General features: G+C 64.6%; 11 protein-coding genes. 5 read left to right on the top strand and 6 right to left on the bottom strand.

From position 1 onward, the window contains the following. Window positions 1–143: 143 nt before the first annotated feature. Window positions 144–1,514, top strand: a complete 1,371-nt coding sequence (locus CAL18_RS06105) for a short-chain fatty acid transporter (RefSeq protein WP_212589925.1) — start codon at window positions 144–146, stop codon at window positions 1,512–1,514. 87 nt (window positions 1,515–1,601) lie between these two features. On the opposite strand, the gene CAL18_RS06100 is transcribed toward CAL18_RS06105, so the two are convergent. After that, entirely contained in the window at window positions 1,602–2,372 is a 771-nt protein-coding gene (locus CAL18_RS06100; RefSeq protein WP_026641273.1) for an SDR family oxidoreductase, read from the bottom strand. A gap of 193 nt (window positions 2,373–2,565) precedes the next feature. Here CAL18_RS06100 and gmk point away from each other — a divergent pair, with 193 nt between their 5' ends. From gmk to CAL18_RS06085, 3 genes are read left to right on the top strand one after another with little or no spacing between them, the layout of a single operon-like run. Continuing rightward, on the top strand, window positions 2,566–3,198 hold the full coding sequence (gene gmk, locus CAL18_RS06095) for a guanylate kinase (protein WP_094796461.1): 633 nt from the start codon (window positions 2,566–2,568) through the stop codon (window positions 3,196–3,198). Between the two features lie 41 nt (window positions 3,199–3,239). Next, window positions 3,240–3,443, top strand: coding sequence for a DNA-directed RNA polymerase subunit omega (gene rpoZ / locus CAL18_RS06090; protein WP_026641271.1), 204 nt, complete (start codon window positions 3,240–3,242; stop codon window positions 3,441–3,443). A gap of 21 nt (window positions 3,444–3,464) precedes the next feature. Beyond that, window positions 3,465–5,759 (top strand): RelA/SpoT family protein, encoded by a 2,295-nt coding sequence (locus CAL18_RS06085; protein WP_094817520.1) that lies wholly within the window; start codon window positions 3,465–3,467, stop codon window positions 5,757–5,759. 26 nt (window positions 5,760–5,785) lie between these two features. On the opposite strand, the gene glnQ is transcribed toward CAL18_RS06085, so the two are convergent. From glnQ to glnH, 3 genes are all read right to left on the bottom strand, one after another. Further along, window positions 5,786–6,514, bottom strand: coding sequence for a glutamine ABC transporter ATP-binding protein GlnQ (gene glnQ, locus CAL18_RS06080; protein ID WP_026641269.1), 729 nt, complete (start codon window positions 6,512–6,514; stop codon window positions 5,786–5,788). Then, window positions 6,511–7,170 (bottom strand): glutamine ABC transporter permease GlnP, encoded by a 660-nt coding sequence (gene glnP, locus CAL18_RS06075; protein WP_026641268.1) that lies wholly within the window; start codon window positions 7,168–7,170, stop codon window positions 6,511–6,513. The genes glnQ and glnP overlap by 4 nt, the downstream gene beginning before the upstream one ends. Before the next feature lie 103 nt (window positions 7,171–7,273). Then, a complete protein-coding gene (gene glnH / locus CAL18_RS06070) occupies window positions 7,274–8,020 on the bottom strand; it encodes a glutamine ABC transporter substrate-binding protein GlnH (protein WP_026641267.1) in 747 nt (248 codons plus the stop codon). A 164-nt stretch (window positions 8,021–8,184) separates the two neighbouring features. On the opposite strand from glnH, the gene CAL18_RS06065 reads away from it, so the two are divergent. Next, a complete protein-coding gene (locus tag CAL18_RS06065; protein ID WP_026641266.1) occupies window positions 8,185–9,207 on the top strand; it encodes a C45 family autoproteolytic acyltransferase/hydolase in 1,023 nt (340 codons plus the stop codon). 469 nt (window positions 9,208–9,676) lie between these two features. On the opposite strand, the gene CAL18_RS06060 is transcribed toward CAL18_RS06065, so the two are convergent. Both CAL18_RS06060 and CAL18_RS06055 read right to left on the bottom strand, forming a co-directional pair. Beyond that, window positions 9,677–13,300 (bottom strand): hydantoinase B/oxoprolinase family protein, encoded by a 3,624-nt coding sequence (locus CAL18_RS06060; protein WP_094796459.1) that lies wholly within the window; start codon window positions 13,298–13,300, stop codon window positions 9,677–9,679. Window positions 13,301–13,361: 61 nt separating this feature from the next. Further along, a complete protein-coding gene (locus CAL18_RS06055) occupies window positions 13,362–13,871 on the bottom strand; it encodes a winged helix DNA-binding protein (protein ID WP_094817519.1) in 510 nt (169 codons plus the stop codon). Window positions 13,872–14,048 lie beyond the last annotated feature (177 nt).

The raw sequence follows: 14,048 nt of genomic DNA, 5'->3' as shown, positions 1-14,048 counted from the left end.
CCGAAAACCTGCCGTCTACAGTCGTATTGACCATTAAAGGAGGGCTAGCCGCTGCAGCGACGGTTCACAAACAGGGGAGCGGAATCGATTATCCTGCGGTTCCGCAGTGAATTTAGGTACTTCAATAATCACAAGGCACGCACATGTCTCAACATAGCAACCACGCGGGCGCCCGTTCTTCCGGACTGATGGGCCCGATCAACAACTTTCTGGAACGGTGGATCCCGTCGGCGATGACCTTCGCCATGGCCCTGACCCTTATCGTGGCCATCATGGCGCTGTTCTGGACCGACACCGCGCCGACCGACATCGTCCGGTTCTGGGGCAACGGCCTGTCAGGCATCCTGGCGTTCATGACGCAGATGTGTCTGATTCTGCTGCTTGGCCACATCCTTGCCAATACGGGCCCTGTCCGCAAGGTGCTCATCGCCCTGGCGCGCGTTCCTTCGAGCCCGGCAGCCGCCTACATGTTCGTGTTCGTCATCAGCGCTGTGCTCTGCTTCTTCATCTGGGGCCTGGGCCTGATCGCGGGCGCCGTGCTGGCCCGCGAAGTCGCCGTGCAGGGCCGCGAGCGCGGCATCAAGCTGCATTTTCCGCTGCTGGTGGCCGCCGGGTATTCGGGGTTCATCGTCTGGCACATGGGTTATTCGGGCTCCGGCCCGCTCACGGCCGCCACCGAAGGCTCGTTCCTGGCCAAGGCGCTGGGCGGCACCACCATCCCGGTGTCGGAAACCATCTTCGCGCCGTGGAACCTGGCCGCCGTGGCGTTGACCATCATCGTGTGCGCCGTGCTGTTCTGGCTGGTCGCCCCCAAAGACGAATCGCGCGTGTACGAGCTGCCTGCCGACGTCGGTTCCGAAGAGCTCAGCGAAGCGAAGTACGAAGTCGTCACGCCGGGCGACCGCATCGACGCCTCGCGCATCCTGGTGTTCCTCTTCGGCCTGGCGCTGGTGGCATACCTGGTCATCCACTTCTCGCGCGGCGGCACCATTACGCTGGACATCGTCAACTGGTCGCTGCTGGCCCTGGTGCTGCTCTTTACCAAGAACGTGTTTGAGCTCATCCACCTGACGCGCAACGCGGCATCCAGCGTGGGCGAAATTCTGCTGCAGTTCCCGCTGTACGCCGGTATCCTGGGCATCATGCAGCACAGCGGCCTGATCGCCCTGTTCTCGGATGCATTCGTCGCGATCTCGACGCAGCAGACCTTCGGCATGCTGGCCTTCCTGTCGGCCGGCATCGTGAACTTCTTCGTGCCGTCCGGCGGCGGCCAGTTCGCCGTGCAAGGCCCCATCATGCTCGAGGCCGCCCGCCAGCTGAACGTGGATCCGGCCATCGCCATCATGGCCGTGGCCTATGGCGACCAGTGGACCAACATGCTGCAGCCCTTCTGGGCCCTGCCCATCCTGGCCATCGCGGGCCTGAAGATGCGCGACATCCTGGGCTACACCATGGTGACCCTGGTGGGTTCCGGTGTGGTCATGTTTGGCGCGCTGTGGTTCGCGTCTATATAAGCTGCGCCGCCTGACCGGCGCTTCCAGCAAAAACCCCCGCAGGCGGCAGCGCTTGCGGGGGTTTTTGTTGCGCGGGCTACCGCAAGGTCAGCCGCGGCCCACGAACGGCATGTTGGTCGCCATGATGGTCATGAATTGCACGTTGGCGTCCAGCGGCAGGCTGGCCATCGACAGCACCGCCTGCGCCACGTGCGCGACGTCCATGCGCGGCTCCACCCGCTTGGCGCCGTCGGCCTGCAGGATGCCCTCGGCCATGCGCTGCGTCATGTCGGTGGCGGCATTGCCGATATCGATCTGCCCGCAGGCGATGCCATAGCTGCGGCAATCCAGCGAAATCGACTTGGTCAGCCCGGTGACGGCATGCTTGGTCGCCGTATAGGCGATCGAGAACGGCCGCGGCGCGTGCGCCGAGATCGAACCATTGTTGATGATGCGGCCGCCCTGGGGCTGTTGCGCCTTCATGAGCCGGATGGCGGCTTGCGCGCACAGGAACATGCCGGTCAGGTTGACGTCGACCACTTCACGCCAGGTATCGACGGGCAGGTCTTCGATAGGCACGGCCGGAGCGTTGCGGCCGGCGTTGTTGAACAGTACATCCAGGCGGCCGTAGGCCCGCTGGGTTTCATCGAACAACTGGCGCACTGCCTGCTCGTCGCAGACATCGGCGGGCACCACCAGCGCCCGTACGCCATCGTCGCCCGCCGCTGTGCGGGTCTGCTCCAGCAATTCGCGGCGGCGGCCCGCCAGCACGACGCGATAGCCCTGGGCCAGGAATTCCAACGCCACGGCGCGGCCGATGCCTGTGCCGGCGCCGGTTACCAAGGCGACGCGTGCGCCCGAGTGTTCATTCGACTGCATCAGTTTCTCCCTATGAAGGAACCGCGCAATCCTAACGCAATTGGCGGCGCAGGATTGCAAGCGCCCTTGACCGGCCCCGGCCGGGCGGCCCGGGCACTGCCTATAATATTTGGGTTGCCGCCCACAGGCGCGATCGCCCTGTCGCCGGCATGGTTTGCTATTCTTCGCCTCTTATCTGTCTGCCTTCCTACTCATGTCCGAACACCCCGGCAACGTTTTCATGGTCGTGGCCCCCAGCGGCGCCGGCAAGTCCAGCCTGGTCAGGGCGCTGCTCGACAGCGACAAGTCCCTGGTCCTGTCCGTGTCGTGCACCACGCGCGCGCCTCGCCAGGGCGAGGTCGACGGACGGGAATACCGGTTCATTTCCGTCGAGCAGTTCGAAACACTGCGTCGCGACCACCAGTTGCTGGAATGGGCAGAAGTCCATGGCAACTTCTACGGCACGCCGCGCGACTTGATCGAGCAGTCCACCCGTGCGGGCAAAGACGTGCTGCTCGAAATCGACTGGCAGGGCGCGCGCCAGGTTCGCCAGCAATATCCGCAGGCCATCGGCATCTTCATCCTGCCTCCGTCAATCGAAGAACTCGAAAATCGCCTGAAGGCGCGGGGCCAGGACGCCCCCTCGGTGATAGCGCGCCGCCTGCTGGCGGCGGGCGGCGAAATCGCTCACGCGCCGGAATGCGAATATGTTATTATTAATCAAGAATTTAGCGTAGCCTTGGCGGAACTTTCGCAGATCATCAGCGCCGCCCGGCTACGTTTTTCGTCTCAGGCGGTCCGCCACGCGCCCCTGTTCGCCCAGTTGGGCATTCCGGCGGCGCACTGAAGCGACTTACTCATTTCCAGAAAACGTTCCAGGTGCAATCCATGGCCCGAATTACCGTCGAAGACTGTCTGAACCAGATTCCCAACCGCTTCAAGCTGACGCTGGCGGCCACCTATCGCGCCCGCGAACTGGCGCAAGGCCATGCCCCGCGCATCGACAGCAAAGACAAGCCCACCGTCACCGCCTTGCGCGAAATCGCCGGCGGCCACACCGGCCTGGAAATGCTGCGTAAAGTCCCGACCTGATCGAGGCCAGGGGGCGGCAACATGGCTTTTCCCCGGCTGAAGTATGCTTCCACGGGCCTGCTCGCGGCATTGCGCGCAGGGTCCCGGCTGGGGCGGCGCCCCGGCAAAAAAGGCACACCGGCTGCCCGGACCGCGCCTGCGGATGCGCCCGACGACGCTGCGGCGGGTTCGTCGCCCGTCGCCTCGCTGGCGCCGCTTACCGAAATCATCTCGAGCTATCTCGACAAAAAAGATGTCGAACGGGTGCGCGAGGCGTACCGCTATGCCGACCAGGCGCACCTGGGGCAATTCCGGGCCAGCGGGTCTCCTTATATATCGCACCCCATCGCGGTCACCGAAATCTGCGCAGGCTGGAAGCTCGACGCCAACGCACTCTCGGCCGCGCTGTTGCACGACGTCATTGAAGACCAGGGCGTCACCAAGCAGGAACTGGCAGAAAAGTTCGGCCCCGAAGTCGCCGAACTCGTAGATGGCCTGTCCAAGCTCGACCGGCTCGATTTCGCCACCAAGGCCGAGCAGCAGGCCGAGAGCTTTCGCAAGATGCTCCTGGCCATGGCGCGCGACGTGCGCGTCATCCTCATCAAGCTGGCCGATCGCCTGCACAACATGCGCACGCTGGATGCAGTCAATCCGGCAAAGCGCCGCCGCATCGCCCGCGAAACACTGGAAATCTACGCGCCCATCGCAAACCGCCTGGGCCTGAACGTGTTGTTTCGCGAACTGCAGGACTTGTGTTTCGCGGCCATGTATCCCAACCGCTACCAAGTACTGTACAAGGCGGTGCTGGCCGCGCGCGGCAACCGCCGCGAAGTCATCAGCAAGATCGGCGACGCGGTATGCGCCGCCCTCCCCGCCGCCGGCATCGAAGCCGAGGTTACAGGGCGCGAAAAAACGCTGTACGGCATCTATTCCAAGATGGTCGAGCAGAAAAAGTCGTTTTCCGAAGTGCTCGACATCTACGGTTTTCGGGTCATCGTGCACACGCTGCCCGAGTGCTACCTGGCCCTGGGCACGCTGCACCAGCTGTACCGGCCGGTGCCGGGCAAGTTCAAAGACTACATCGCCATTCCCAAGGTCAACGGCTACCAGTCGCTGCACACCACGCTGGTGGGGCCGTACGGCACGCCCGTGGAATTCCAGTTCCGCACGCGCGACATGCATCACATTGCCGAAGAAGGCGTGGCGTCGCACTGGCTGTACAAAAGCGCCGACGTGTCGCTCAACGACCTTCAGAAGCGCACGCACCAGTGGCTGCAGTCGCTGCTCGACATCCAGAGCCAGACTGGCGATTCCGGCGAATTCCTCGAGCACGTCAAGGTCGACTTGTTCCCGGATGCCGTCTATGTATTCACCCCGCGCGGCAAGATCATCTCGCTGCCGCGTGGCGCCACGCCGGTTGATTTCGCGTATGCCATCCATACCGATATCGGCAACCAGGCCGTGGCGGCCAAGGTCAACAACGAATTCGTTCCGCTGCGCACCGAGCTGAGCAGTGGCGACGCAGTCGAGATCATCACCTCGCCTGCTTCCCGCCCCAATGCCCAGTGGCTCAATTACGTGCGCACCGGCCGCGCGCGTTCGGAAATCCGCCATTACCTGCGCACGGTCAAGTACGAAGAGTCCGTGGCGTTCGGCGAACGCCTGCTCGAGCAGGCCCTGCAGGAACTGCACCTGGAACTGCCGGCCGCCGACGACCCCACCTGGCAAAAGCTGGCGCGCAGTACGGGCGCGAGTTCGCGCGACGAGATCCTGGCCGACATCGGGCTGGGCAAGCGGCTGGCCACGGTGGTGGCGCGGCGCTTTGCGCCCGAGCACCAACTGGTGGCCACCACTGCCGCCGACGTAGACGAAATAACCTCTGCGCGCAGCGCGCCAATTCTGATCCAGGGCAACGAAGGCCAGGCCGTGCAACTGGCGCCATGCTGTGGCCCCCTGCCGGGCGACCCCATCGTGGGCGGCCTGCGCCTGGGCCACGGGCTGGTGGTGCATACCGCCGACTGCCCGATCGCCGTGCGCCAGCGCTCGCGCGAACCCGAACGCTGGGTCGGGGTGGCATGGGACTCTCAGACCGCCAAGCACCTTTCAACGCGGCTCGACGTCATCACCCGCAATGAGCGCGGCGTGCTGGGCAGGCTGGCTGCGGAAGTCACGGCGGCCGACGCCAATATCGTGCAGATCACCATGCACGACGATGCCGTGTCTACCGTGTCGCTGCACCTGACCATCCAGGTCGACAGCCGCAAGCATCTGGCGCAAGTCATCCGCGCCATCCGGCATGTGCCCCAGGTACAGAAAATAGTGCGCGTGAAGGGCTAGCCGCGTACGCCGCGGCCTTTGCGCCTTTACGCCACGTGCTGCAGGAAATCGCGCAGGCGCTGGCTCGGCGGGTTGGACAGCAATTCGGCGGGCGGCCCGTCATGAGCCACCTTGCCCCCGTCGATGAAAATCAGCCGGCTGCCTACCCTGCGCGCGAACTCCATCTCGTGCGTGACGACCACCATGGTCATCCCTTCTTCGGCCAGATCCCGCATCACCTTCAGCACTTCATGACGCAATTCGGGGTCGAGCGCGGACGTGGGCTCGTCGAACAGCATCAGCTTGGGCTTGATGGCCAGGGCCCGGGCAATGGCCACGCGCTGCTGCTGGCCGCCCGAGAGCTCCGACGGATAATGGTTCATGCGCTCGGCCAGGCCCACCTTGCCCAGCAGTTCCTCGGCCTGCCGGCGCGCCTCCTGGCGCGTAGCGCCGCGGGTGTGCACGGGCCCGAACATGACGTTTTCCAGCGCGGTCATCTGCGGAAACAGATTGAACTGCTGGAACACCATGCCGGCCTCGCGGCGAATGGCACGCACCTGGGCGGCCGGCCCCTTGACACTCTGGCCATCCACCAGCAGGTCGCCGCCCTCGATGGTTTCCAGCACGTTGATGCAGCGCAGGAACGTCGACTTGCCCGAACCGGACGGCCCCACCACCACCACGACTTCGCCGGCATCGATATTCAAAGAGATGCCGTCGAGCACGGTGGACTCGCCAAAGCGTTTGGTGACGTTGCGGAATTCGACCATGCTCATAGAATGCGCATCCTTTTCTCGACCAGGCGCAGGGCCAGGGCCAGTGCGCCGGTGAGGATCAAGTAGATGATGGCCACGGCGGACCAGATCTCGACCGCGCGGAAGTTGCTTGCCATGATTTCCTGACCCTGGCGGGTCAGTTCGGCCACGCCGATCACAATGAACAGCGACGAGTCTTTCAGGCTGATGATGCACTGGTTGCCCAGCGGCGGAATCATGCGGCGGAAAGCCACCGGCCCGATGATGTGCAGCAGTATCTTGTAGAACGGCAGGCCCATGGCCTGCCCCGCTTCTTTCAGGCCCTTGTGCACCGACAGCAGCGAGCCGCGCACGATTTCGGCGATATAGGCCCCCGAATTGATGATCAGGGTTGCGATGGCTGCCCACACTGCATCGATGCGCAATCCGGGCACCATCAGCGGCAGCGCGAAATAAATGAACATGACCTGCACGACGATGGGCGTGCCGCGGATGACCGCGACATAGACTTGCGCCACGGCCGACAGCAGGCGCGGCCCATAGGCGCGGCATACGCCCGCCACGGCGCCAAGCACGAAACCGCCCACCAGCCCCCAGAACGTGATCTTGACGGTCATCAGTGTGCCGTCAAGCAGATTGGGCATAGATGCCCAGATGACAGACCAGTCGAATTGCACGCTCGTTCCCTTGTATGGTGTCCCCGGGACGCCCACGGCGCCCCGGGGGGGTCGGCGCATACGCTAGCGGCTACGCCGGCCGGTTATGCCGCAACAACAGCGCTCAGGGCTGCTTGCCGAACCACTTGGTATAGATGGCGTCGTACTGGCCGTTGGACTTCAGGGTGGCGAGCGCCTGGTTCACTTTGGCCACCAGGTCGCTGCCCTTGGGAAAGGCTATACCGTAGAAGTCGCCGCTCTTGACGGTGCCCACCACTTTCACGCGGCCCTTGCCGGCAGTGTTGGCGTAATACTGCACGTTGGGCGTATCGTGCACAGCCGCATCCACGCGGCCCGTTGCCAGTTCCAGATACGCGTTGTCGATATTCGGAAACAGGCGCAGCTTGGCCTCGGGAACCTGCTTCTTCATGAAGTCGACGGTGGCGGTGCCGGTTTTCACGGCCACGTCCTTGCCGGCCAGGTCTTTGGCGGCCTTGATGTCGTTGTTATTGTCGGCCACCAGGATGGCCAGGCCGCTCTCGTAATAGGGATCGGAAAAATCGATGACCTGTTTGCGGTCGTCGCGGATCGTGATGCCGGCCAGCGCGACGTCGATGTTGCGGGTTTGCAGGCCCGGAATGATGCCGTTGAAGTCCATCGGCTGAAGCTTGTACTTCAGGTTCAGTTCCTTGGCGATGGCGGCCCACAGATCGATGTCAAAGCCGGTATAAGTATTGCCCTGCTTGAACTCGAAGGGAACGAAGGCCGTGTCGGTCGCCACGATCAGTTCCTTGTCTTGCGCGGAGGCAGTAGCCATGATGCCGATCAGGCCCAGGCCTACCAGCGCAGCAGCGATTTTGCGCTTGATCATCGATATTCTCCTGTAGAGGCATAGAGAGGGCCGGCCCCTGCCGGCCCGCACAGAGGGCGCCACAAGCGGATCACCGGGCGCCCGGCGGTTCATCTTAACTCATCTGTCCCCATGGCAGGCACGGCTACGATAATTACAATCGGATCATCCCCGGGAGATTCGCCATGCCATACAAACCTGTACACATCGCCGGCACCCGCCGTGAAACCGGCCAGGCGCTGGGCAAGCTGGCTCGTCCGCTGATGTCCGCATACCTGGAGCAGAACGCCACGTGGCACGCCTTGCGCCCGTGGCGCGGCCATGCGTATCTGCAGGAACTGGCGGGCCATGTGCAGGAGGCGCTGCCCGAGATCTGGGAAGAGTTCGAAGGCCTGGCCGAGGGGCTGCGCATGCCGGCCGACGATCTGTTGCTGTGGCATTGCCGCGGCGACCTGCTGCACAAGAGCGCCGACGGCTGCACGTCGGTGGCCCTGCAATCGTCCGGCGGCAAACGCTGGATCGCACACAACGAAGACGGCGACCCGTATCTGTATGGGCGTTGCCACGTCGTGGACGTACGGCCGGCGGGGGCGCCGGGCTATGTCAGTTTTTACTACCCGGGCTCGCTGCCCGGACACACGTTCGGCGCCAGCCGCGCAGGGGTGGTGCAAACGATCAATAACCTGCGTATCCGCGCTCGCCGCGCAGGGGTGCCCCGCATGTTCCTGGCGCGGGCGGTGCTCGACTGCACCAGCCTGGATCAGGCGGCCGATCTGCTGGCGCATATGCCCCGCGCGGGCGGCTTTCACCATACCCTGGGCGCGGCGGGCGACGACCGCCTGCTCAGCGTGGAAGCTACGCCGGGCGCGTGTTCGGTGGAGACCGTGGCACGCCGCTACGGCCATGCCAATCACGCCATCCACCAGGGCACGCAGGATGTTCCGCAGCTCATCACCGAGTCGTCGCGCGCGCGGCAGAATCGCATCGATACGCTGGTGGACACGTGGAACGAGCAATCGGGCGAAGCCGAACTGGTCGGCGCGCTGCATGACTGCGAAGGCCCGCTGCCCATACTGCGCCGCGCGCCCGACGACCCCGACGAAGAAAATACCCTGGCCACCGCCGTGTTCGAGCTGGACGACGATCACGTCACCCTGCGCATCTACGACCGCAAGCCCAAAGCCACACAGGAAATCGTCGTCGCGTAAATTGACGCCCGGTGTCAGACACCATTCACGTACCAGCGGTGTCAGACACCCTGCGGGAGTCAGACACCTGACCATGCCCACGCCCCTGCCCTCGGTGTCTGACTCCCGCCAGGGTGTCAGACACCATTCAGGTCCCGGCGCGTGTCAGACACCATTCACGTACCAGCGGTGTCAGACACCCTGCGGGAGTCAGACACCTCACCATGCCCCCGCCCCGCCCTCGGTGTCTGACTCCCGCCAGGGTGTCAGACACCATTCAGGTCCCGGCGCGTGTCAGACACCACTCACGTACCAGCGGTGTCAGACACCCTGCGGGAGTCAGACACCTGACCATGCCCCGCCCCTGCCGTCGGTGTCTGACTCCCGCCAGGGTGTCAGATACCATCCAGGCACCGGCGGTGTCAGACACCTGACGATGCTCCTCCCCGCCCTGGATGCCTGACTCTGCCCGGCAGGCGAGCCGGCGTGTCTATGGCTGCCCGTACCCGCCGCCTCCCGGGGTTTCGACGACAAATACGTCGCCGGCCTTGAGTTCGGCGCTGTCCTGAGGGCCCAGGACTTGCACACTGCCATCGGCGCGCTCGATGTAGTTGCGGCCCACCTGCCCCGGGCTGCCGCCGGCCAGGCCGAACGGCGCGTGCACGCGGTTGTTGGACAGGATGGCGGCGGTCATGTCTTCCAGAAAGCGCACACGCCGCACACCGCCGTCGCCGCCCCGATACCTGCCTGCGCCGCCCGAACCGGGACGGATCTCGTACGATTCCAGACGTACCGGAAAGCGCAGTTCCAGCACTTCGGGATCGGTAAGCCGCGAGTTTGTCATGTGCGCCTGCACCACGGACGTCCCCCCGAAACCCTCGTCGCGCGGGCCTGTTGCGTCGATGCGCAGGGGGCCTGCGCCGGTGCCGCCCGAGATGGTTTCGTAGTACTGGTAGCGTGCGTTGCCGAACGTGAAGTTGTTCATGGTGCCCTGGCTGGCGGCCAACACCCCCAAGGCGCCATACAGCGCATTGACGATGCACATCGAGGTTTCGACGTTGCCCGCCACCACGGAGGCCGGCGGCTTGGGACGCAGCATCGAGCCTTCCGGCACGATGATCTCCAGCGGTTTCAGGCAGCCGGCGTTCAGCGGAATATCGTCATCGACCATGGTGCGGAACACATACAGCACGGCGGCCACGGCGATGGCGCCGGGCGCATTGAAGTTATTGTCCAATTGCGCCGACGTGCCGGTGAAATCGACCACCGCAGTACGCGCCTGCCGGTCGACCCGTACCGCCACGCGAATGACCGCGCCATTATCCAGCGGGTACTCGTAGCTGCCGTCCTTCAGGACGGAAATCACGCGGCGCACAGCCTCTTCGGCGTTGTCCTGCACATGACCCATGTAGGCGCGTACCACGTCCAGCCCGAAGTGCTCGCACATGCGCAGCAGTTCCTGCACGCCCTTCTCGTTGGCGGCGATCTGCGCGTGCAGGTCGGCGATGTTCTGATCGGGATTGCGCGCCGGCCAGCGGCCCGAGCCAAGGATCTCGCGCGCGGCGGCTTCGCGGAACTCGCCATCGCGCACCAGCTGGAAGTTGGTGAACAGCACTCCCTCGTCTTGCACCGTCCTGGAATCGGGGGGCATCGAGCCGGGCGTGGTGCCGCCGATGTCGGCATGGTGGCCGCGCGACCCCACGAAGAACAGAATCTCGCGGCCATCCCGATCGAACACCGGCGTGATGACCGTTACGTCGGGCAGGTGCGTGCCGCCATGGTATGGATCGTTCACGACGTAGGCGTCGCCGGGCTGCATGCGGCCCGCGTTGGCCTGCATAATGGTCTTGATGGATTCTCCCATCGAGCCCAGGTGCACCGGCATGTGCGGGGCGTTGGCGATCAGGTTGCCATCGGCGTCGAAAATGGCGCAGGAAAAATCCAGGCGCTCTTTGATGTTGACCGAGTACGCCGTGTTCTGCAGCCGGTAGCCCATCTGCTCGGCAATGGACATAAACAGGTTGTTGAACACTTCCAGCATGACGGGATCGGCCTGCGTGCCCACGGCGCGGCGTTCCGGACGCGCCTGGACACGCCGGAGCACGATGTGGTCCAGCTCGGTAAGGTGCGCCTGCCAGCCCGGCTCGACCACGGTGGTCTGGTTCGGTTCGGAGATGATCGCAGGCCCCGGCAGCACGTCGCCGGGCACCAGGTCTGCGCGCACATACAGCGGCGTGTCGCGCCATGCGCCCTGCCCGTACATCTGCACGGTCTGGCGCGGCTGCGGCGCGCCGGCGCGCTGGCGCTGCGGCGGTGTCTCGTGCGCGGCCTCTCCGCCGCCGGTGGCTTCGACCGAAATCGTCTCGACCACCAGTTCGCGATCGGGCATCAGGAACGAGTAGCGCTGGCGATACGCGGACTCGAAGTCCTGCCGCACCTGCGCCAGGCTGCCATAGGGTATTTCGAGCGCGGTGTCGGTGCCGCGATATTTGACGTGCAGGCGGTGCTGCACCCGGATCTGCTCTGCCGGCACGTGCTGGCGCAGCAATTCGCCGCGCGCCTGATCGGCCAGTTCTTGCAGTTCGGCCTGCAATTGCGCCACCAGCGCCTCGTCCAGCACTTTCTCTACCGTTTTCTGCCGCATGTCGGCCTGGTCGGCCAGCCCCATGCCATAGGCCGACAGCACGCCGCCCAGGGGGTGCGCGAACACCGTGGTCATGCCCAGCGCATCGGCCACCAGGCAGGCATGCTGGCCGCCCGCGCCGCCGAACACCGTGAGCGCGTATTCCGTCACGTCGTGGCCGCGCTGCACCGAAATGCGCTTGATGGCCTCTGCCATATTGCCTACGGCAATTTCCAGGAACCCTTCGGCCAATTGCTCGGGGGTCATGTCGCGGCCCGTGGCGGTGCGCACCTCGGCTGCCATGGCCTCGAAGCCGCGTTGCACGGCCTCGCGGTCCAGCGGCTCGTCGGCGCCCGCCCCGAACACGCGGGGAAAGAAGTCAGGCTGGATCTTGCCCAACAGCACGTTGCAGTCCGTGACGGCCAGAGGCCCGCCCCGGCGATAGCACGCCGGACCGGGGTTGGCGCCCGCCGAATCAGGCCCCACGCGCAGGCGGGCGCCGTCAAAATGCAGGATCGAACCGCCGCCCGCCGCCACGGTGTGGATGCTCATCATGGGCGCGCGCATGCGCACGCCGGCCACCAGGGTTTCGAACTCGCGCTCGAACTCGCCGGCATAGTGAGATACGTCGGTGGACGTGCCGCCCATGTCGAAGCCGATAACTTGCTTGAAGCCCGCCAGTTCGCTGGTGCGCACCATGCCCACGATGCCGCCCGCCGGGCCGGACAAGATGGCGTCCTTGCCGCGGAAGCGATGTGCATCGGTCAGGCCGCCGCTGGACTGCATGAACATCAGGCGGATGCCGGGCAGCTCGGACGCCACCTGGTCGACGTAGCGCTTGAGAATGGGCGAAAGATAAGCATCGACCACGGTCGTATCGCCCCGCGACACGAACTTGATCAGCGGGCTGACTTCGTGCGACGCGGACACCTGCGTAAAGCCGATCTCGCGGGCCAGCGCCGCGGCGCGCTGTTCGTGCGCCGGCGCATGCCAGGCATGCATGAACACAATGGCCACGGCACGTATGCCGCTGTCATACGCTTGCCGCAGGCTCTGGCGCAGGCCGTCTTCGTCAAGGCCGCGCACTACCGTGCCGTCGGCATCGACGCGCTCGTCGGCCTCGGCCACGCTTTCGTACAGCATCTCGGGCAACAACACGTTGCGGTCGAACAGGCGCGGCCGGTTCTGGTACGCAATGCGCAAAGCGTCGCGGAACCCGCGGGTGGTCACCAGCAGCGTGCGTTCGCCCTTGCGTTCGAGCAGCGCGTTGGTGGCCACGGTGGTGCCCATTTTCACGCATTCGACCTGTTCGGCGGGCACCGGTTGACCGGGCAACAGCCCCAGCAGCCGGCGGATGCCCGCCACGGCCGCGTCGCGGTATTGCTCGGGGTTTTCCGACAACAGCTTTGCCGTCGCGGTGCCGCCGTCGGGGCGGCGGGCCACGATGTCGGTAAACGTGCCCCCACGGTCAATCCAGAATTGCCACTTCATAGTGTCCTCAGAAGGTAGATATCCCCGGCCGCGCACGCTGCGCCACCGGGTTGCCTGATGATTAAAGCGAGGTCGCCGCGCGGGCGGCCTGGTCATACAGCCCCGACAGCGCGCGCAGCGTCTTGGCCAGTTGACGATTGAACTCCACGCCCGATGGCGAGCCCGCCTCCAGCCCGTCGATCAGACATTGTTCGCGGATCTCGGTATAGCGCTTGATATAGGACGCGCTCTCGTCGGTCACGCTGTAGAACACTTCCTTGCCGTTGCGCTCGCCGGCGACGATGCCCAGGCGTTCGAGCTTCTTGAGCGAATAGTTGACGATGTGCGTGTCTTCGATGTTGAGCGTGAAGCAGATGTCGGCGAGCTTCTTGCTGCGCTGGCGGTGATGGACGTGGTGCAGCACCATGACGTCGTTGGCGGTAAGGTCGGGCAAACCCGCCGCCGCCATGCAGCGCACGATCCAGCGTTCGAACGCATGGCCCGCAATCATCAGGCCGAATTCCACTTCGGACAGGTCAGGCGCACGGCGGCTGACCAGGTGGGCGGACGAGGCGATGATCTGATTGGGCATAAGCGAAATTTCCGCGAAATCGATGCAGAGAAAATACTAATAATTTATCAACGTTTTATCAACATATAATTTTGGCGCCTGGCCGCTTGCTTCAAGCATCAAGCATTGGCGACAAGGCTCGTGGCGTGCGCGCGGCGCACACGGCCAGCCCCTAGGAATTACCCTAAGCGCGCCAAT

Source organism: Bordetella genomosp. 7, assembly GCF_002261415.1.
Taxonomy (GTDB): Bacteria; Pseudomonadota; Gammaproteobacteria; order Burkholderiales; family Burkholderiaceae_B; genus Bordetella_A.
Note: the sequence above shows the minus strand (reverse complement) of the source record. Positions and strands in the feature narration are given on the sequence as shown.